Annotated in this window: 18 protein-coding genes; 11 read left to right on the forward strand and 7 right to left on the reverse strand. The window is 75.6% G+C overall.

What is annotated here, in order from left to right; genetic code table 11:
* Positions 1–46 precede the first annotated feature (46 nt).
* Complete coding sequence (locus CLV28_RS04835) at positions 47–445, forward strand: phage holin family protein (RefSeq protein WP_100422070.1); 399 nt, start codon at positions 47–49, stop codon at positions 443–445.
* Here the strand turns inward: CLV28_RS04835 and CLV28_RS04840 are convergent.
* Together CLV28_RS04840 and CLV28_RS04845 are read right to left on the reverse strand one after the other, a co-directional pair.
* Positions 402–2,009: a PGAP1-like alpha/beta domain-containing protein gene (locus CLV28_RS04840; protein ID WP_100422071.1), complete on the reverse strand. Its 1,608-nt coding sequence runs from the start codon at positions 2,007–2,009 to the stop codon at positions 402–404. The two genes, CLV28_RS04835 and CLV28_RS04840, sit on opposite strands and share 44 nt — an antisense overlap.
* Positions 2,006–2,350, reverse strand: coding sequence for a hypothetical protein (locus CLV28_RS04845; protein WP_100422072.1), 345 nt, complete (start codon positions 2,348–2,350; stop codon positions 2,006–2,008). Before CLV28_RS04845 ends, CLV28_RS04840 begins: the two co-directional genes overlap by 4 nt.
* A gap of 132 nt (positions 2,351–2,482) precedes the next feature.
* Here CLV28_RS04845 and purB point away from each other — a divergent pair, with 132 nt between their 5' ends.
* From purB to CLV28_RS04865, 4 genes are all read left to right on the forward strand, one after another.
* On the forward strand, positions 2,483–3,985 hold the full coding sequence (gene purB / locus CLV28_RS04850; protein ID WP_373314320.1) for an adenylosuccinate lyase: 1,503 nt from the start codon (positions 2,483–2,485) through the stop codon (positions 3,983–3,985).
* Positions 3,986–4,081: 96 nt separating this feature from the next.
* The gene (locus CLV28_RS15785) at positions 4,082–4,441 is read left to right on the forward strand and encodes a FitA-like ribbon-helix-helix domain-containing protein (RefSeq protein ID WP_203968243.1); all 360 of its coding nucleotides are present in this window, start codon (positions 4,082–4,084) and stop codon (positions 4,439–4,441) included.
* A complete protein-coding gene (locus CLV28_RS15405) occupies positions 4,438–4,833 on the forward strand; it encodes a type II toxin-antitoxin system VapC family toxin (RefSeq protein WP_157802496.1) in 396 nt (131 codons plus the stop codon). Before CLV28_RS15785 ends, CLV28_RS15405 begins: the two co-directional genes overlap by 4 nt.
* 62 nt (positions 4,834–4,895) lie before the next feature.
* Positions 4,896–6,473: an arylsulfotransferase family protein gene (locus tag CLV28_RS04865; RefSeq protein ID WP_157802497.1), complete on the forward strand. Its 1,578-nt coding sequence runs from the start codon at positions 4,896–4,898 to the stop codon at positions 6,471–6,473.
* Positions 6,474–6,482: 9 nt separating this feature from the next.
* Here CLV28_RS04865 and CLV28_RS04870 read toward each other — a convergent pair whose 3' ends face one another.
* The 3 genes from CLV28_RS04870 to CLV28_RS04880 all read right to left on the reverse strand — a co-directional run bounded on the left by CLV28_RS04870 (position 6,483) and on the right by CLV28_RS04880 (position 10,206).
* On the reverse strand, positions 6,483–7,508 hold the full coding sequence (locus CLV28_RS04870) for a M23 family metallopeptidase (RefSeq protein WP_100422075.1): 1,026 nt from the start codon (positions 7,506–7,508) through the stop codon (positions 6,483–6,485).
* A 143-nt stretch (positions 7,509–7,651) separates the two neighbouring features.
* A complete protein-coding gene (locus tag CLV28_RS04875; protein WP_100422076.1) occupies positions 7,652–8,608 on the reverse strand; it encodes a Ppx/GppA family phosphatase in 957 nt (318 codons plus the stop codon).
* A gap of 110 nt (positions 8,609–8,718) precedes the next feature.
* Positions 8,719–10,206, reverse strand: a complete 1,488-nt coding sequence (locus tag CLV28_RS04880) for an MFS transporter (protein WP_203968242.1) — start codon at positions 10,204–10,206, stop codon at positions 8,719–8,721.
* A gap of 108 nt (positions 10,207–10,314) precedes the next feature.
* Here CLV28_RS04880 and CLV28_RS15790 point away from each other — a divergent pair, with 108 nt between their 5' ends.
* Positions 10,315–10,977 carry a TetR/AcrR family transcriptional regulator gene (locus tag CLV28_RS15790; RefSeq protein ID WP_203968239.1) on the forward strand — a complete coding sequence of 221 codons (663 nt, stop codon included), beginning with the start codon at positions 10,315–10,317 and terminating at the stop codon, positions 10,975–10,977.
* A 38-nt stretch (positions 10,978–11,015) separates the two neighbouring features.
* Here CLV28_RS15790 and CLV28_RS04890 read toward each other — a convergent pair whose 3' ends face one another.
* Complete coding sequence (locus tag CLV28_RS04890; RefSeq protein ID WP_157802498.1) at positions 11,016–12,320, reverse strand: glutamyl-tRNA reductase; 1,305 nt, start codon at positions 12,318–12,320, stop codon at positions 11,016–11,018.
* Between the two features lie 57 nt (positions 12,321–12,377).
* Between CLV28_RS04890 and hemE the strand changes: the two genes are divergently transcribed.
* Positions 12,378–13,439: a uroporphyrinogen decarboxylase gene (gene hemE / locus CLV28_RS04895; RefSeq protein ID WP_100422078.1), complete on the forward strand. Its 1,062-nt coding sequence runs from the start codon at positions 12,378–12,380 to the stop codon at positions 13,437–13,439.
* The gene (locus CLV28_RS04900) at positions 13,436–14,860 is read left to right on the forward strand and encodes a protoporphyrinogen/coproporphyrinogen oxidase (RefSeq protein ID WP_239073318.1); all 1,425 of its coding nucleotides are present in this window, start codon (positions 13,436–13,438) and stop codon (positions 14,858–14,860) included. The genes hemE and CLV28_RS04900 overlap by 4 nt, the downstream gene beginning before the upstream one ends.
* Positions 14,861–14,888: 28 nt before the next feature.
* Here CLV28_RS04900 and CLV28_RS04905 read toward each other — a convergent pair whose 3' ends face one another.
* The gene (locus CLV28_RS04905) at positions 14,889–15,494 is read right to left on the reverse strand and encodes a hypothetical protein (RefSeq protein WP_100422079.1); all 606 of its coding nucleotides are present in this window, start codon (positions 15,492–15,494) and stop codon (positions 14,889–14,891) included.
* Positions 15,495–15,765: 271 nt separating this feature from the next.
* Between CLV28_RS04905 and hemC the strand changes: the two genes are divergently transcribed.
* The 3 genes from hemC to hemB all read left to right on the forward strand — a co-directional run bounded on the left by hemC (position 15,766) and on the right by hemB (position 19,093).
* The gene (gene hemC, locus CLV28_RS04910) at positions 15,766–16,800 is read left to right on the forward strand and encodes a hydroxymethylbilane synthase (RefSeq protein ID WP_239073317.1); all 1,035 of its coding nucleotides are present in this window, start codon (positions 15,766–15,768) and stop codon (positions 16,798–16,800) included.
* Between the two features lie 149 nt (positions 16,801–16,949).
* The gene (locus CLV28_RS04915) at positions 16,950–18,092 is read left to right on the forward strand and encodes a uroporphyrinogen-III synthase (RefSeq protein WP_157802499.1); all 1,143 of its coding nucleotides are present in this window, start codon (positions 16,950–16,952) and stop codon (positions 18,090–18,092) included.
* Positions 18,093–18,097: 5 nt separating this feature from the next.
* Positions 18,098–19,093, forward strand: coding sequence for a porphobilinogen synthase (gene hemB, locus CLV28_RS04920; protein ID WP_100422424.1), 996 nt, complete (start codon positions 18,098–18,100; stop codon positions 19,091–19,093).
* Positions 19,094–19,174 lie beyond the last annotated feature (81 nt).

Raw genomic sequence — 19,174 nt, forward strand, 5'->3', positions numbered from 1 at the left:
CGCGCCCTCGACCCGTGCCCGAGCGGCACGTAGTTCAATGGACCCCATGTACTTCCTCCTGCGCCTCGTCGTCACCGGCTTCACCTTCTGGCTCACGAGCCTGATCATCGACGAGCACTTCTTCATCGAGAGCGACAACACCGTCGGGGGCACGATCATCGTGCTGCTCGTGGTCGCGCTGATCTTCACGCTCGTCAACGCGATCGTGAAGCCGATCGTGCAGATCCTGTCGATCCCGCTGTACATCCTCACGCTCGGGCTGTTCCACCTCGTCATCAACGCCCTGATGCTCATGCTCACCGACTGGATCACGAGCCAGACGTCGTGGGGCATCTCGATCGAGGGCGGCTTCTGGTGGGCCCTGTGGATCGCGTTCATCATCTCCGTGGTGAGCTGGGCGATCACGGCCGTGCTCCCGGGGCTGTCGAGCTCGGACCGCCGCTGACGGCACCGCCAGCCGGTGTGCCGACGGGCGGGAGCCCGAACGTCGGCGGGCCCAGGGTCTGCGGACCGAACGGCCGCAGCTCCGACGTGCCGCCCGGGGGCGTCGGCGCGGGCTCGCGCTCGACGAGGTGCCCCTCGAACACGCGCGTCTCGACGACCTCGCCGTCGAGGAAGTCCTGCGCGGCCGCAAGGTTGGCGCCGAGCGCGGGCGAGCCCTCGGCCGTCGCGGCGTCGAGCACGTCGAGCTGGTAGCGCATCGAGTGCGCGAGCGCGTCGTCGCCCATGGCGGCGGGGTCGATGCGCCCGGCGACGGTGACCCGGTTCTCGACGGCCGGGTTGGGTGCGCCGTCGAGGGCGCTCACGACCTCCCCGGTCACCTCGACGTGCGTCGCGCGCACGTCGGACGGCACGGGGTAGAGCGCGACCGGTGACCCGGCGGTCACGACCTGCCGCACGCGGAAGCCCGTGGCGGCACCGGCCACGACGGTCGCGGCCATGCCCCCGAGGCTGTGACCGACGATCATGACGTCCTCGTCGGCGCCGACCCCGGCGCGCCGCATCGACTCGAGCACGACCTGCACGGTGTCGGTGCGCTCGCGCACCGCGGCGTCCGACGCCATGGCCTGCACGTCCTGCACCGCCCCGAACGCCGTGCCGGGGCCGAGCTGCGTGCCGGGCACGGTCACGAGCCAGCGCGTCGCGCCGTCGTCACCCAGGATGCGCTGCACGCCGACGCTGCCGGTCGGCAGCGCGTCGCTGTCGTGGTCGTAGAGCACGTCGAGGTTCTCGAGCGCCTCCCGCATGGTCCGCGGGCTGCCCAGGTCGACGCCCGTCGCGTCGACCTCGGTCACGACGGGCAGCTCCTCGAACCGTGCGCGGTAGACCGAGAGCAGCCGCCCGAGGTCGTCCGCGGCCCCGGGGACGTCCGCGTCCCGGGACCCGTCGTCCAGCGGCCCGAGCAGGCCCGGCCCGTGGGCGATGACCTGCGAGAGCCCTCCGGCCATCGCCTCCTGCTCCTGCGCGGTCGCGTCGGTCACGTACTTCCACCGCCACCCGTCGCCGCCGAGCGCGCCGAGGCCCGTCCGGGCGGCGCCGCGCGCGAGCGCGAACGGCACCTGCGTGCCCGGGAACGTCGACGCGTCGATCGTGGCGCCGACGCCGCGGGTGATGCGCGACCACACGCTCGCGTCGACGTCGTCGTAGATCCCCGCGGCGTGGTCGACGCTGCGGGCGAGGTCCGTGAGCCCGCCGCACGCGTGCTCGAGGTGCCCGCGCGCCGCCTCGAGCGTCGCGCGCACCGCGTCCCCCGCGCCGGTGAGGGCCACGAGCGTCGCGTGCGACAGGTGGCCCAGCATCGCGAGGCGCGCCGCGGCCTGCGGCCCGGAGGGGGTCGGGACGTCGAGCACCGCTGCGCCCGTGCGCGCGGCCTCGAGCCGCGCGAGCGCCGTGCCCAGCACGTCGCGCACGTCGCGCGTGCGTCGCGCCGAGTCGCGGATGCGGTCGACGTCGACCGCGGTCAGGCGGCCGCCGGACACGAGCAGGTCGCGCACGTCGTCGGCGCTCACGCGGTCGCCTCCGCGTACAGGTAGTGGTGCTCGGTCGCGGCGTCGTCCAGGAGCCGCGCGAGCCGGTCGGCCTCGCACTGCGCGACGCCCACGAGCCGCTCGGCCTGCGCGAGCGCCGCGTCGAGCGCGTCGAGCCGGCGCCGGTACGCCTGCGCGGCGAAGCCCGCCCACGACTCGATGCGCGTGCCCGCGAGGGACCGTGCGGCGTCGTCCAGCAGGGAGCGCAGCGCGTCCACGTCGCCCCGCACCCCGACCGGCCCCGACCACCTCCACACGGAGACGGTCTCGGGCACGGACGGCGGCACCGGGTCGGACGACCGGGGCGGAAGGGTCGAGGTCATGGCCGCGACGCTAGGGACCACGCGCCGTCCGCGGGCGGGACGCGTGGCCACCTGGGGACGACGGGGCGCCGCGCGCGCCTGTGCACGGACACGATCGGTGCGCCGCCGTGCGCGCGTGGGAGAATCAGGCACGTGCCCGAGAACATCGCGTCCGAGAACGCAGCGCCCCAGTCCCTGACCGACGCCCCCGCGCGCACCGTGCTCGCCGACGCCGAGCCGGCGATCGCGCTCGGCCCGCTCGACGGCCGCTACCGCGCCGCGGTCGCGCCGCTCGTCGACCACCTCAGCGAGGCCGCGCTCAACCGCGAGCGCCTGCACGTCGAGGTCGAGTGGCTGATCACGCTGTGCGACGGCGTCCCCGGCGTCACGGACGGTGCCGTCGTCCCGGGCGCCCCGGGCCTGTGCGACGCCGAGCGCGCCTACCTGCGCGCGATCGTCACGGACTTCGACGCGGACGGCGTGGCCGAGCTCAAGGAGATCGAGCGCACCACCGTCCACGACGTCAAGGCGATCGAGTACTTCATCAAGCGCCGCATCGAGCGCGCGCCCGAGGTGCTCGGCGAGACGGTCCTGACCGGCGTGGGCGAGCTCGTCCACTTCGCGTGCACGAGCGAGGACATCAACAACCTCTCGTACGCGCTCATGGTGCAGGGCGGCGTGACGAAGGTCTGGGCCCCCGCGGCCACGGCGCTCGCCGACCAGCTCGCGGGGATGGCGCGCGACAGCGCGGACGTGCCGCTGCTGAGCCGCACGCACGGGCAGCCCGCGACGCCCACCACGATCGGCAAGGAGCTCGCGGTGCTCGCGCACCGCCTGCGCCGCCAGCTGCGCCGCATCGCCGGCGCCGAGTACCTGGGCAAGCTCAACGGCGCGACGGGCACGTACGGCGCGCACACGGTCGCGGTGCCGGGCGTCGACTGGCCCGCGGTGTCGCGGCACTTCGTCGAGGGCCTGGGCCTGACGTGGAACCCGCTGACGACGCAGATCGAGTCGCACGACTGGCAGGCCGAGGTCTACGCCGACGTCGCGCGGTTCAACCGGATCCTGCACAACCTCGCGACCGACGTGTGGACGTACATCTCGCTCGGGTTCTTCACGCAGATCCCCGTCGCGGGCGCGACGGGCTCGTCGACCATGCCGCACAAGGTCAACCCGATCCGGTTCGAGAACGCCGAGGCGAACCTCGAGATCAGCTGCGCGCTGCTCGACACGCTCTCGGCGACGCTTGTGACCTCGCGCCTGCAGCGCGACCTCACGGACTCGACGACGCAGCGCAACATCGGCCCGGCGTTCGGGCACTCGCTGCTCGCGATCGACAACGTGGCGCGCGGCCTCAAGGCCCTGAACGTCAACGAGGCGCTGCTCGCGGAGGACCTCGACGCCAACTGGGAGGTGCTCGGCGAGCCCATCCAGTCGGCGATGCGCGCGGCCTCGGTCGCGGGCGTGCCCGGCATGGAGAACCCGTACGAGCGCCTCAAGGACCTCACGCGCGGGCACCGGCTCACGGGCGACGAGATGCGGGAGTTCGTCGCGGGCCTCGGTCTGCCGGACGACGTCACCGCGCGCCTGCAGGCGCTGACCCCGGGCACGTACACGGGGATCGCGGCACGGCTCGTGGCCGACCACCTGGCCTGAGCCGCGACCGGGGGCTCCGGGACGCGTCGGGTCCGTGACCGGGTCGGGGCCGAGCCCGGACGACGCAGCATGCTGCGGGCATGCTAGTGTCGCCCCATGGGCATGCTCCAGGTCAAGAACCTCCCCGACGCGCTGCACGCGGCCCTCGCCGAGCGCGCGGCCGAGCAGGGCGTGACCATGTCGGAGTACGTCACGCGCCTGCTGCGGCGTGACCTCTCCCGACCGTCGCTCGACGCCTGGATCGAGGCGCGCCGCGCCGAGCCCGTGGCAGCGCGTCCGATCGACGTGGTCCACGCGCTCGACGACGTCCGGGTCGAGTACGACGTCCGGCCCGAGCACGACGTCCGAGCAGTGCACGACGTCCAGGTCGGGCAGGACGGCGCCCCCGCGCACACGTCCGGCACCGCGCACACGTCAGGCACCGCGGCCGGGTCGCCGTCGGGTCCGGCCCGGTGAGCCGGCTCGTCCTCGACGCCTCGGCCGCGGTCAGCACGCTCGTGCCCGGCCTGCTCCGCGACCGCACGCTCGCGGCGATCGCGGGGCACGACCTCGTCGCTCCCGCGCTCGTCGACACCGAGGTGCTCTCTGCGCTCGCGCGGCTCGAGCGTGCAGGTGCCATCACCGCCGCCGAGGCGGAGCGTGCCGTGGAGGCGTGGGCGATCGTCCCGTGCGACCGGCTCGAGACCTCGTCGCTCGTCCCCGAGATCTGGCGGCTGCACACCACGCTCCGGGTCGCCGACGCGCACTACGTCGCCCTCGCGCGGGCGCTCGGCGCCCCGCTCCTGACCGCCGACGCACGCCTCGCACGGGCGCCGTTGCACGACGTGACGGTCGTGGCGGTCCGCTAGCGGTACCGACGGTGCGCACGAGCCACGGGCGGCGACCGGCCGCGTGCGGCATCCTCGACAGCATGGCGAACGACACCCGCCCCCACCCCTGCGCGGCACGGCTCCGGCGCACCGCCGCCGCCCGTACGTCGGGCGTGGCCGCGCTCGTGGCCGCGACGCTGCTCGCGTCGTCGTGCACCGGATCGGCCGAGCCCGACGAGACGCCGGTGAGCGACCCGACCCCGACCGGGCCCGGCGTGCGGTCGTACGTCTCGACCGACGTCGTCGCCCCCGAGCTGCCGGTCACGCTGGGCCCGGCCGCGTCGTCCGACACCTCGGACGACCTGTACGTGCTGGGGCCCAAGAAGGACGAGGCGGTGCACGTGGGCCCGTTGCTCGTGGACGCGACGGGCGAGCCGGTGTGGATCTCGCCGGGTCGGTCGGCGGGCTACGACGTGCGCGTCCAGGAGCTCGACGGCGAGCCCGTGCTGACCTACTACGAGGGCCGGGCGCCGTTCGTGGGCAACGGGCAGGGGTCGATCGTGGTGCTCGACACGAGCTACCAGGAGATCGCGCGCGTGACGACGGGTGACCCGCTCGAGCCCGACCACGCCGACCTGCACGACTCGACCATCACGCCCGACGGGACGATGCTCCTGACGTCGTACCCGATCGTCCCGCGCGACCTGTCGGCGCTCGGCGGCCCGGCGGACGGCTACGTGTTCGACGGCGTCGTGCAGGAGGTCGACGTCATGACAGGCGACGTGGTCAGCACGTGGTCGGCCCTCGACCACGTCGACCTCGCGGACACGTTCGCGACGCCCGAGGCGACCGACGACGCCGAGGCGACGGGGACGCAGGACGCCCCGTTCGACTGGTTCCACGTCAACTCCGCGAAAAAGCTCACGCCGGACGGCGACGTGCTCGTCTCGGGTCGCAACACGCACGCGGTGTACGCGCTGGACCGCGGGACCGGGGAGGTCCGCTGGACCCTCGGCGGCCGGTCGAGCGACGTCGAGATGGTCGGCTCGGGCCCGGACGACGAGCCCGGCACGGGCGCGCAGTTCGCGTGGCAGCACGACGCCCAGCTCCACGAGGACGGCACGCTCACGGTGTTCGACAACGAGGGCGACCCGGCCGTGGGCGACCACTCCCGCGGCCTGCGGCTCGCGCTCGAGACAGACGCCGACGGCGTGCCGACGACCGCGACCGTCGACCAGGAGTGGCTGCCGAGCGACCCGACGCTCGTCGCCGGCTCGCAGGGCAACGTGCAGGTGCTCGACGACGGGGACGTCGTGATCGGCTGGGGCGACGCGCAGGTCTTCGGCGAGTACACGGCCGACGGCGAGCTCGTGCGCGAGTTCCCGATCGAGGCCGGCGAGAGCTACCGCGCGTACCGGGCCGACTGGCACGCGACGCCGTCCGACCCCCCTGCCGTCGTGGTCGAGGACGGCACCGCGTACGTGACGTGGAACGGCGCGACGGACGTCGCGTCGTGGCGCCTCGTCGCGGGCGACGACGAGGCGTCCGCGACCGAGGTCGCGACCGTGCCCCGCGACGGCTTCGAGACCGCGCTCGCCCCCGTGCCCGACGACGCGGAGTACGTCGCGGTCGAGGCCCTGGCCGCGGACGGCGCGGTGCTGGGCACCGGCACGCCGTGACCTCGGCCGCTACTGCGGGACCCGCGAGAGGTACGTCGCCGCGACGTACCCGGTACTGCTGCCGACCTTGACGCGCACCCAGCCGGTCGACGTCGTGGCGGACAGCAGCCCGACGGCCTGCCCGCGGGAGAGCGTGCGCACGATCGTCGACGACGTCGAGGGCTTCGAGCGCAGGTGCAGGGCCGAGACGCGCACCCACCGGGTCCCCAGCACCGTGAGGTTCGGCGACACGTAGCTCGCCGACATCCAGCCCGTCGTGGACCCGTAGGTGACCTTGCGCCACGAGCCCGAGCTCGCGCCGGGCTTCGCCGTCATGCGCCCGTTGACGGGGACCACGCGTAGCGAGGAGTATGACGTCCCGGGCCCCGTCCTCAGGTTCACGTTCGCGGTCGTGTAGTAGGTGCACGACGACGGGACGGTGCGCGAGTAGTTGCGCGTCGAGGTCGTCGTCAGGTCGACGCCGTAGTACTTGAGCGCGGCGAGCGCGTCGACCACGGTCGCACCGTTGCCATAGCTGCCCTTCCAGATCTCGAGGTGCAGGTGCGGGCTCGTGGAGGTGCCCGAGCTGCCGACGTCCGCGACGTGCTGGCCCTGGGAGACCTTCGAGCCGACCTTGACGTACCTGTCCCCGTCGATCACGTGCCCGTAGACGGACGAGACCTTCTTCCCGGAGATCGTGTGCTCGATCACGACCCACTGCCCGAACCCGGAGACGGCGCCTGCCCGCGTGACGGTGCCCGCGGCGATCGCCTTCACGTCGGTGCCGGACGCCGCCCCCATGTCCTGCCCGAGATGCCACGCGGACGCTCCCGCGATCGGCATGCACCGGGGGCCGTAGTAGGACGAGAGGACGTAGGTCCGGGCCGGGAGCGGGGCGACGTACGTCGACGCCGCGTGGGCGGGTGGCGCCACGCCGACGACGGTGACGCCCGTCGCGAGCACGAGTGCGAGAGCGAGCGCGACGCCGCGTGCGAGCGCACGCCGTGCGGGACTGGTGGCCGCTGCGGTGTCGGCAGGGCCGTGGACGATACGCATGGCGATCCCCTTCGGTGCTCCCGGCGTGTCGCCTTGACGACCAGCCGATCATGTCCCCCGGAGCACCATAAGATCGATTCGCCCGACGCGCGCGATGTGAGGCGTCCGCCCTGATCAGGGCTTCCGCGCCGCGCCCGGGGGCGTCAGATCCGGTCGATCCGCCGCAGGATCGCCCCCTCGCGCAGCGCCCACGGGCACACCTCGACCTCGTCGACGCCGAACGCGCGCAGCGCCTCCTCGGCCACGACCGCCCCCGCCACGATCTGGAAGGTCCGTTCGGGCGTGATGCCCGGCAGCGCCGTCCGCCCCTCGGCGTCGATGCGCGCGAGCCGCGGGACCCAGTCGCTGAGCTGCCCGCGACGCATGCGCCACCGCTCGTCGGGGCCCACCACGTCGACCTTCTGGCCGGCGAGCCGCGCGAGCGAGCGGAACGTCTTGGACGTCACGACGACGTGGTCCGGGGCGGGCAGCGCGTCGAACGCGACGACCGCCGACGCGAGCGTCTCGCGCACGTGCGCGCGCAGGCCCTCGACCTGCTCGGGGTCGGTCGGGTCGCTCGTGAGGTGCTCGCGCGTCATGCGCCCCGCGCCGAGCGGGACCGAGACCGCGAGCTCGGGCTCCTCGTCGAGGCCCGCCGCGATCTCGAGCGACCCGCCGCCGATGTCGAGCACGAGCAGGCGGCCGGCCGCCCAGCCGTGCCACCGGCGGGCCGCGAGGAACGTCAGGCGGGCCTCGTCGACGCCCGAGAGCACCTGGACCTGCGTGCCCACGAGCGCGCTGATCGCTGCGAGGATCTCGGGCCCGTTCGTGGCCTCGCGCAGCGCCGACGTCGCCATGGGCAGCATCTCGTCGACGTGCGAGGCCGCGGCGAGGGCGGTCGCGCTCTCGACCGCCGCGAGGAGCGCCGCGACGCCGTCCGGCGAGATCGAGCCGTCGGGTCGCAGGTACTGCATGACGCGCACCACGGTCCGGTCGCCCGCGGCCTGCACGGGCCGGGCTCCGGGGGCGGCGTCGACCACCGCGAGGTGCACCGTGTTGGAGCCGATGTCGAGCACGCCGAGGCGCAGCGCGCCCGGGTCGCGGGACGGCGCCGCCGTCATCGGGCGGGGCCGTCGGTGTGGGCGATGCGCACGGGTCTCCCCCGGGACTGCCGGGGCGTGGGTCGCCCCGGGACGCGCCGACGATAGCCGACCCGGGGCGACCGTCGCGCTCAGGCGCTCCGGCGCGACCGGCCCACGAGGGCGATCGAGACGAGGACGCCGACGACGCTCACGGCCGTCGCGGTCCAGAACGCGTCGCTGAACGGCGCGGACGGGTTGCTCACGCTCGCCGCGGAGACCAGGAGCGCGTTGATCACGGGGGCCGCGGCGGCCGAGCCGACGGTCCGCACGACGCTGTTGAGGCCGATGGCCGCGCCGGTCTCGGCGGCGGGCGACCAGCTCACGACGAGCTGCGCGCAGATCGCGTACCCGATCCCGTTGCCGAGCCCGAGGACGCCGAACCACAGGACGACGGCCCAGGTCGAGGCCGGCCACAGGGCGAGCCCGGCGGCGCCGACCGCCATGACCCCCGAGGCCGCGAGCGCCGCGACGCCCGTGCTCGTGCGGGCGACCAGGACCGGCGTCAGTCGGCCGCCGAGGAACACCATGACCGCGCTGGGCAGGAGCGCGAGCGCTGACGCGGTGACGCTCATGCCGTGGCCGAACCCGGTCGCGGAGGGCGACTGCAGCAGCACGGGCAGTGCGACGTAGCAGACGTAGGGCACGAACCCGACGGCGACCGTGAGCAGGCTGATCAGGACGAGCGGGCCGTGCCGGAAGGTGCGGACGTCGACGACGGGCGCCGCGGTGCGGAGCTCGACGAGGGTCAGCACCACGAGCAGCACGACGCCGCCGATCCCGACGCCGAGGGTGGCGGGCGAGTCCCAGCCCCACGAGCGTCCCTGCGAGACGGCGAGGAGGATGCCCACGAGCCCTCCCGAGAGCAGCACGATGCCGGGCCAGTCGGTGCGACGCGCGACGCCGGGCGCGGTGCCGCGCGGGACGTACGCGAGCACGAGGACGAGCGCGACGAGCACGACCGCGGTGCCGAGGGCGAACAGCCAGCGCCACGAGAGCTCCTCGACGACGACGCCGCCGACGACGAGTGCCGCGCCGGCGCCGAGCCCGATCATCCCGGCGATCCAGCCGAACGCGCTGCCCTGCCGCTCGGCGGGCAGGACCTGCCGTGCGAGGGCGAGCGAGAGCGGGAACGTCGCGGTGCTGGCCCCCTGGACGACGCGCGCGACGAGCAGCACGCCGAGGTTCGGGGCGAGGGCCGCGACCGTCGTGGCGACGGCGAACACGACGAGCGTGCCGACGAGCACGCGGCGGTGGCCGAGCCGGTCGCCGAGGTTGCCGACGACGGGGGCGAGGACGGCGCCCGCGAGCAGGAACGCGGTCAGGATCCAGCCGGTGCCCTGGGCGCTCGCGCCGAGCTCGACGCCGATCGTGGGCAGCGCGGGGACGACGAGCGTCTGGGCGAGCGAGTACGCGAGGACCGTCACGGCGAGCGCGAGGGTCACGAGCCCCGGGCGGCGCGCGACGGTGGTCGTGGGGGTGGGCCCGGCGATGGCTGCCGCCCCGGGGGCAGGGGTCGCCGCCGGGGCGGGGGTCGCGCCCGGCGTGGGCGTGGGGCCGGTGGTGGTGCTGGCGGACACGGACGTCTCGCTCTCTCGGACGGGGTCCCGGTCTCCCGGGCCATTGATCGGAACGGAACATCCGTTCCGATTCACTGTAGCACCGCCCCACGGGCTACCGTGAGGCGCATGCCGTCGTCCACACCCGCGTCCCCTCCCGACCGCGACGCCGCCGCCCTCCCCGGGCGGCAGCGCGAGGCGCGGGCGAACGACACCGCGATCCTGGTCGCCGCGCGAGCCGTGTTCGCCGCCCAGGGGCACGGTGCCGCGATGTCGGACGTCGCCCGCGAGGCCGGCGTCGGCGTCGGGTCCGTGTACCGGCGCTACCCGACCAAGGAGGCGCTCGTCGAGGCCCTGCACACGCACGGCGTCCAGGAGGCGGCCCGGCTCGCGCGACGCGTCGCCGACGAGGTCGCGCCGGGGGCGGTCGTGCGCTTCGTCGCCTGCCAGATCAGCACCGCGACCGGCCCGCTGCTGCGACCCACGGGAGCCACGACGCCCATCCCGCCCGACCTCGCCCGCGCCTCGGACGAGCTCCACGAGGCCCTCGAGACGCTCGTCGCGCAGGACGTCCGGGCGGGGGTCGTGCCCGCGGGGCTCACCGCCGCCGACGTCATGCAGCTCCTGCTCCACCTGCGCCCGACGCTCCCGCTCCCCCGCGCGCAGGCGGACGCCCTGCACCTGCGCTACCTCGACCTGGTGGACGCCGGGATGCGCGCGCAGGCGAGCGCCGGGGTCGTGCTCGAGGGCGGTCCCGCCTGGGACGAGTGGGTCGGCACCTGGCACGACTGAGGCCCGGCACGCCCGGGGCCCGGCACGCCCGACGGCGGTCAGCCGGCGAGCTGCTCCAGCACGGAGTCCGGGTCGATCGTCCGGGCGTCCACGCCCGACCGCACCGACTCGCGCACCCGCGAGATCGCCCGGTGCAGCAGCGCGCCCGAGAATCGCCGCAGCGACCGCTCGTGCGCCGCACGGTCCGCGTCGGTCGAGAACGACCCGGCGCTGCGCGCGAGCTCGGCGTCGAGCTCGGCCTCGACGCGCTCGCGGAGCCTGACGATCACGCCGTCGGCGCTGCGCTCCGACTCCTGGACCGTGAACCGGGCGACAGACCCCGCGACGATCTCGCGCGCCGAGCTCACGCGCTCCGCGGTCTCGGTGGGCGCGTTGGCGCGCACGGCCGCGAGGTCGAGCAGCAGCACGTCGTCGACGTCGCCCACGGCGGGCTCGACGTCGTGGTGCAGCGCGAGGTCGAGCACGACCAGGCCGTGCGACCCGGCGTCGTCGCCCGCGCGGGCGGTGGCGCGCGAGCGTGCCTGGACCACGGCCGCCGCGTGGACGAGGTAGGCGATGTCGCCGTCGGTCGTGGCGACGGGACCACGGCGCGCGGTGCCCGAGCACGAGACCACGAGGTCGGCGTCGGCGAGGGCGCCGACGAGGTCGTCGACGGCCATCACGTCGTGCGAGGCCGCGAACTCGGCGGCACGGCCCGAGGCCGACCACACGCGCACGTCGGTGCACCCGCGGGCCCGCAGCGCGGCGACCGAGGCGCCCGCGTACGCGCCGGTGCCGACGATCACGGCGCGGGCGGCGCGCCACGCGGGCACGCTGGGCTCGGCGAGGTCGAGCGCGACCGACACGACCGAGCGGCCGTCGGCGCCGAGGTGGGTGCGGGCCGCGACGGCCTTGGACGCGCGCGAGGCGGTCTGGAAGAGCCGTTCGAGCGACGCGCTCGTGGTGCCCTCGGCGTGCGCGGTCGCGAGCGAGCGGCGTACCTGGCCCGCGATCTCGCGCTCCCCGAGCACCATCGAGTCGAGCCCCGAGGCGACGTCGAACAGGTGCGCGACGACGTCGTCCGCGCGGCGCACCGTGAACGCGGCCACGGCCTCGTCGAGCGTGACGCCCGAGGCCGTGGCGACGAGGCCCGCGATCTCCCGGGCGGCGTGCTCGGCGGCGAGGTCGGTCAGGGTGCCGTCGATGTCGAGGTACAGCTCGAACCGGTTGCACGTCGCGAGTGCAACCGCTCCGGAGATCGCCTGGCACGTGGTCACCGCCGACGCTGCGACCGTGTGCGCTCCGCCGGAGAGGATCTCCAGGGCGTCGAGGTCGAGGTCGTGGTGGCTGGCCGTCATCGACATGAGCACCACAGTGCGTCGATTTAATCATTCACGGCAGGCAAAGGCAGAATCGGTGGCGTGAACCTTCCCTCGAACCACCCCCTGGTGACCGGCGTCACGAATGATTCGCCCTTCGTGCGCGCAATTCACGGCGACCGCCCGGAAATCACACCGGTGTGGTTCATGCGGCAGGCCGGCCGCTCGCTGCCCGAGTACCGCGCGCTGCGCGAGGGCACCGGGATGCTCGAGTCGTGCCTGCGCCCCGACATGGCGTCGGAGATCACGCTCCAGCCCGTGCGCCGGCACGGCGTGGACGCCGCGGTGTTCTTCTCGGACATCGTCGTGCCGCTGCGTCTCGCGGGCGTCGACGTCGAGATCCGCAGCGGCGTGGGCCCGGTCATGGGCCAGGCGTACCGGACCGCGGACGACGTCGCGCGCCTCGTCGAGTCCGAGCTGACCGAAGAGGCCCTGGCGCCCGTCGTCGAGGCCGTGGGCCTCACGGTCGACGCGCTCGGCGCGACCCCGCTCATCGGCTTCGCGGGCGCGCCGTTCACGCTCGCCGCGTACCTCGTCGAGGGCCGCCCGAGCCGCGACCACCTCGCGGCGCGCACCCTCATGCACGCCGACCCCGAGACCTGGGACCGCCTGGTCACCTGGGCCGCGGACCTCACGGGCACGTTCCTGCGCGCCCAGGTGCGCGCAGGGGCGAGCGCGGCCCAGCTGTTCGACTCGTGGGCGGGCAGCCTCTCGCGCGCCGACTACGAGGCCGGGGCGGCGCCCGCGAGCGCCCGCGCGCTGACGCACGTGCACGACCTGGGCGTGCAGGTCATCCACTTCGGGACGGGCACCGAGCACCTGCTGCGGTCGATGCACGCGGTCGGGGCCGACGTCGTGGGCGTCGACCACCGCACGCCGCTCGACGAGGCGGACGCGCTGCTGGGCGGCGGCGTGCCGTTGCAGGGCAACGTCGACCCGGCGCTGCTCGCGGCGCCGTGGCCCGTGCTCGAGGCGCACGTGCGCGACGTGGTCGCGCGCGGCCGGGTGGCCCCGGCGCACGTGGTGAACCTGGGCCACGGCGTGCCGCCCGAGACCGACCCGACGGTCCTGACCCGCGTCGTCGAGCTCGTGCACTCGCTGTGAGCGCGCCCGGGCAGGTGTGGGACGCGGTCGTCGTCGGCGGTGGTGTCGCGGGGCTGACCGCGGCGCACGGCCTGCGGGCGCGCGGCCTGCGCGTGCTCGTGCTCGAGGCGGGGGCGCGGTGCGGCGGTCCGGTGCGCGGCGGCACCCTGGTGCGGGCGGACGGCGCCCGGCTGGCCGTCGACGTGGGCGCGGAGTCGTTCGCGGCGCGCGGCACGGGCGTCGCGGCGCTGGCCGGGAGCCTGGGCCTGCACGTGGTCGAGCCGAGCGGTGCGAGCGCGTGGATCCGCACCGCCGACGACGTGTTCCCGATCCCGGCGGCGGGCGTGCTGGGCATCCCGGGCGACCCGTGGGCCGCGGACGTGCGCCGGGCCGTGGGGCTGCGCGGCGCCCTGCGCGCCTCGCTCGACCGGTGGCTGCCCGCGGGCCGCACCGACGCCTCGGACCTCGGGGCGCTCGTGCGCTCGCGCCTGGGCGCGCGGGTCGTGGACCGGCTCGTCGCGCCGGTCGCGGCGGGCGTGCACTCGGCGCCGCTCGACGCGCTCGACGTCGACGCGGTCGCGCCCGGGCTGCGCGCCGCGCTCGACCGCGAGGGCTCGCTCGCAGGGGCGGTGCGCTCGCTGCGCGCGCTCGCGCCGGCGGGTTCGGCGGTGCGGGGCGTCGAGGGCGGCGTGCACGGACTCGTCACGGCGCTCGTCGCCGCGGTCGAGGAGACGCCCGGGGTCGGCCCGGCGGGCACGGTCCGCACGGGCGCGCACGTCTCGGCCGTGTTCCGCACGCGCACCGACGGTGCGTGGTCGGTGCTGGTCGACGGCGCGGGCGACCCCGTGCTGGCGCGCCGGCTCGTGGTCGCGGCACCCGGGGTCGTGGACCTCGTGCAGGACGTCGGCGCCGACGGCGGCCCCACCGGCGTGGGGGTCACGCCGCCACGGCCGGCCGGGACCGACGTCCGCCTCGTGACGCTCCTGCTCGACGCCCCCGCGCTCGACGCGGCGCCGCGCGGTACCGGCGTGCTCGTGGCGCCGGGCACCGACGTGGGTGCGAAGGCGCTCACGCACGCGACCGCGAAGTGGCCGTGGCTGGCCGAGCGCGTGCGCTCGACGTTCGGCGCGGGGCGGCACGTCGTGCGCCTGTCGTACGGGCGCCTGGGCGTGCCGACGCCCGAGCCGACGCTCGCCCGGGCCGTCGCGGACGCCGCGACGCTCCTCGGGACGCCGCTCGCGCCGTCCGCGGTCGAGGCCCACCTGAGCACGCGCTGGGACGGCACGCTGCCGCCCCCGACGCCGGACTACCGGCGGGCGGTCGCGGACGTCGCGGCCCGGGCGGACGCCGTCCCCGGCCTCGCGCTCACGGGCGGCTGGGTCGCGGGCACGGGCCTCGCGGCGGTCGTCGGCCACGCGAGCGCGGCCGTCGCGGAGCTGTAGCCGTCGCGGAGCTGGAGCGGTCCCCCGCTCAGCCGGCGACGGCCGTGCGCTCGCCCGGCGCGGCCCCGCGCACCACGAGCTGCTCGCGCTCCTTGGCGCTGCGCATGCGCACCGCGAACTCGGCCTGCGCGGTGACCCGACGGCGCACGCGCCGCGCCTCGAGCACGACGACCGCGGCGCCCGCGAGCAGGACCCCGAGCGCGACCGTGCGCACGGGGTGCATGTACTCCAGGTGCCGCCACGCGGGGATCGTGAGCGCGACGAGGCCCGCGAGCGCGGCGACCGCGAGCAGCGCGAGGAGCGCCTCGACGACCACGCGCCCGGGGCGCCGCACGCGCACGCCGAGCTCGTCGCGGACCTCCGCGAACGTCGACGCCTCGACCTCTCCCCCGCTCTCGCGGTCGGTCCAGGAGTACCGGGGCGCGCCGTCCTCGAGCCGCACCTCGACGGCCACGGGCTGCGCCTGCGGGCGCGGGGCACGCACGCTCACGGTGCCGCGCTGCGGCGTGACCCGGCGCAACGAGACCCGTGCGCCGTACCCGTGCAGGTACGCGGCGAGGTCGACCGCGGCGAGCTTGATGTCGGAGCGTGCCTGCGCCTGCTCGGGCGTGTAGACGACGCGCTTGGTTCCCATGCGTGGTGTGTCCTCCCTGCGGCCTCGGTGCCGCTCGTCGGCAAGGTAGCGCCCGGGTCTGGGACGCCGCCACGACGCGCCTGGGAAGTTGCTGTGGACGACGATTCCGCCGCCTTTTCCCGTCGCGCCGGCCGATTGTCGGACGCCGCATTGTGCGGAATTCTGGAAATGCTGACGCGATGTCGTCACGAAGATGACCGCACGTCATTTCCGCGTCACGTCCGTGGATCACATTTCGACAATCGACCCGCCGACGGAGGACACTTGGGCGGTGACGATCCGGGTAGGGACCAGAGGCAGCACGCTCGCGTGGACGCAGTCGGGGCACGTCGCCCGACGGCTCCAGGAGCTCACGGGCGAGGACGTCGAGCTCGTGCGCGTGCGCACCGACGGCGACGTGCTCACCGGGCCGCTGAGCCAGATGGGCGGCACCGGGGTCTTCGTGACCGCGCTGCGCGACGCCCTGCTCGCGGGACGCTGCGACGTCGCCGTGCACTCGCTCAAGGACCTGCCCACGCAGCCCGCCGAGGGCCTGCACCTCGTGACCCCCGAGCGCGAGGACCCCCGCGACGCCCTGTGCGCGCGCGACGGCCTCACGCTCGCGACCCTGCCCGCGCGCGCCCGCGTCGGCACGGGCTCCCCGCGCCGCGCCGCGCAGCTGCGGCTCGTGCGCCCCGACCTGGAGGTCGTGGACATCCGCGGCAACGTCGACACCCGGCTCGCGCGCGCGCTCGGGCCCGACGCCGACCTCGACGCCGTCGTCCTCGCCGCCGCAGGCCTGCGCCGCATCGACCGGATCGACTCCGCGACCGAGCTGCTCGACCCGCACACCGTGCTCCCCGCCCCCGGCCAGGGGGCGCTCGGCGTCGAGGTGCGCGCGGGCTCGCGCGACGACCCCGCGCTCGCCGCAGCCCTCGCCGCGCTCGACCACGAGCCCACGCGCCTCGCCGTGACCGCCGAGCGTGCGCTGCTGCGCCGCCTCGAGGCAGGCTGCGCCGCACCGGTCGGCACCTCCGCGACGCTCGAGGGCACCCCCGTCGACGCACTGCCCGGCGACACGCTCGTGCTGCGCGCCGTCGTCGCGCGCGTCGACGGCAGCGAGTCGCTGCGCCACACCGCGTCGACCACGTTCGAGGCGCTCCCCGCAGGCTCCGACCGGTCCACAGACTCCACGACGGCGACTGCCGCCGCACGGACCCAGGCCGCGCACGACCTCGGGGTGCACGTCGCGGACAAGCTCCTCGCCCGCGGGGCCGAGCAGCTCGCGCCGCTGCGCGCGACCGGCACCCCCGGGACGGGCGACTGATGCCCGGACGCCTGCGCGACCCCAGCGACATGCACCGCCTCGCGGCCGGGATCGAGCGTGCCCGCGCCGTCCGGCTCGCGAACGCCCCGACGCCGGACGACGCAGTGACAAGCGACGCTGTGCCTGCCGACGCTGCGCCCGCTGGCGTTGTGCCCACCGATGCCGTGCCCGCAGCGGTCGGTGACACCGCCGGCGGCGATGCCAGCGATGGCGGCGATGCCAGCGATGGCGGTGCCACCGCCGGCGATGCCACCGGCGGCGAGGCTCAGGTCGGGAGCGCGATCGACACCGCGCCCGGCACGGCGGTCGGCACCGGCGACGCCGGCAACACCGACCCAGCAGACCCGGCCGACCCGGCCGACCCGCTCGACGGCCTCACCGTCCTCGTGCCGCGCGCGCCCGAGCGTGCCGCGGGGCTCGTCGCGCTGCTCGAGGCCCGGGGCGCCCGCGCCGTCGTGAGCGCCGCGATCACGCGCGCGCCGGTGGACGACGTCACGCCGGTCGACGACGCCGTCGCGGCCCTCGCGCGCGGCGCGTTCACGTGGGTCACGGTCACGAGCGTCAACGCGATCGACGAGCTCGTCGCCGCGGCGTCGCGCGCCGGGACCGACCTCGCGGCGGCCCCGGCCCGGTGGGCGGCCGTCGGGCCCGCGACCGCGGCCGGCCTCGCCGCGATCGACGTGGACGTCGAGCTCGTGCCCGAGGAGAACTCGGCGCGCGGCCTGCTCGCCGCGTTCCCCCCGCCGGGCGACGCGCTCGCCCCGCCGCGCGTGCTCGTGCCGCAGGGCGACCTCGCCGCACCGCGCATGGTCGAGGGCCTCGCCGCCGCCGGGTACGACCCGAGCGTCGTCACGGTCTACCGGACCGTCTCGCACCCGCTCTCGCCCGAGGCCGTCGCGGCGTGGCGCGAGGGCACGGTCGACGTCGTCGTCCTGACCTCCGGGTCGGTCGCACGCGAGGTCGCCGCCCAGCTCGGCGCGCACGGCTGCGTCGCGGGCGTCGCGATCGGCCGGCCCACCGCGCGCGCCGCGGCCGAGGTCGACCTGCGCGTCGACGAGGTCGCCCCGACGGCCGACGACGCGGGCCTGCTCGCCGCGATCGAGGCCGTCGCCCGCGCGACCGCGAACGACCGGCGCGCCCGTGCCGCGTCCCGCACGGCAGCCCCTGCCGCGGCGCTCACCCCGCGACGTCCGGCACCGACGTCCTCGGCACCACCGGCCGTGACACCACCAGCCGTGACACCACCGGCCGTGACCGACGAAACCCCCGCCACCCCTGGGAGCCCCACGTGACCGTCCTGCTGCGCCCCCGCCGTCTGCGCACGAACCCCGCGATGCGACGCCTCGTCGCCGAGACGCGCCTGCACGCGCGCGACCTCGTGCTGCCGATGTTCGTCAAGGAGGGCATCGACGCGCCGCACCCGATCGCGTCGATGCCGGGCGTCGTCCAGCACTCCGAGGCGTCGTTCCCCGGCGCGGTGCGCGAGGCGCTCGCGGCGGGCGTGGGCGGCATCATGCTGTTCGGCATCCCCGCGGTGCGCGACGCGGCGGGCTCGGCCGGGACCGACCCGGACGGCGTCCTGCAGCGCGCCCTGCGCACGGCGCGCTCGATCGTCGACTCCGAGGTCGCGGCCGGCACCAGCCAGGGCCTCGTGGTCATGGCCGACACGTGCCTCGACGAGTTCACCGACCACGGCCACTGCGGCGTGCTCGACGACCAGGGCCGCGTCGACAACGACGCGACCCTGCCCGTGTACGCGGCCATGGCCGTGGAGCAGGCCAGGGCCGGGGCCGACGTCGTCGCGCCGTCCGGCATGATGGACGGCCAGGTCGCCGTGATCCGCGACGCGCTCGACGACGCCGGGTTCGGCGACGTCGCGATCCTGGCCTACTCCGCGAAGTACGCGAGCGCGTTCTACGGCCCGTTCCGCGAGGCCGTGGACTCGGCGCTCCAGGGCGACCGTCGCACGTACCAGATGGACGCCGCGAACGGCCGCGAGGGCGAGCGCGAGGCCGACATCGACCTTGCCGAGGGCGCCGACATGGTCATGGTCAAGCCCGCGGGCTCGTACCTCGACGTGCTCGCGCGCGTCGCGGAGCGGTCCGACGTGCCCGTGGCCGCCTACCAGGTCTCGGGCGAGTACGCGATGATCGAGGCGGCCGCCGCGAACGGCTGGATCGACCGCCGGGGCGCGATCCTCGAGTCGGTCCTGGGGATCCGGCGCGCGGGCGCGAACGTCGTGCTGACGTACTGGGCGACCGAGATCGCGGCGTGGCTCGCCGCGGACGCCTGAGCGACCCCCTGAACGACACGAGACCAGTGACCCGAGCGATGGAGACCCAGCGATGACCGACACGACCGGGACCGCGACGCA

The organism is Sediminihabitans luteus (genome assembly GCF_002797595.1).
Classification (GTDB): Bacteria; Actinomycetota; Actinomycetes; order Actinomycetales; family Cellulomonadaceae; genus Paraoerskovia; species Paraoerskovia lutea.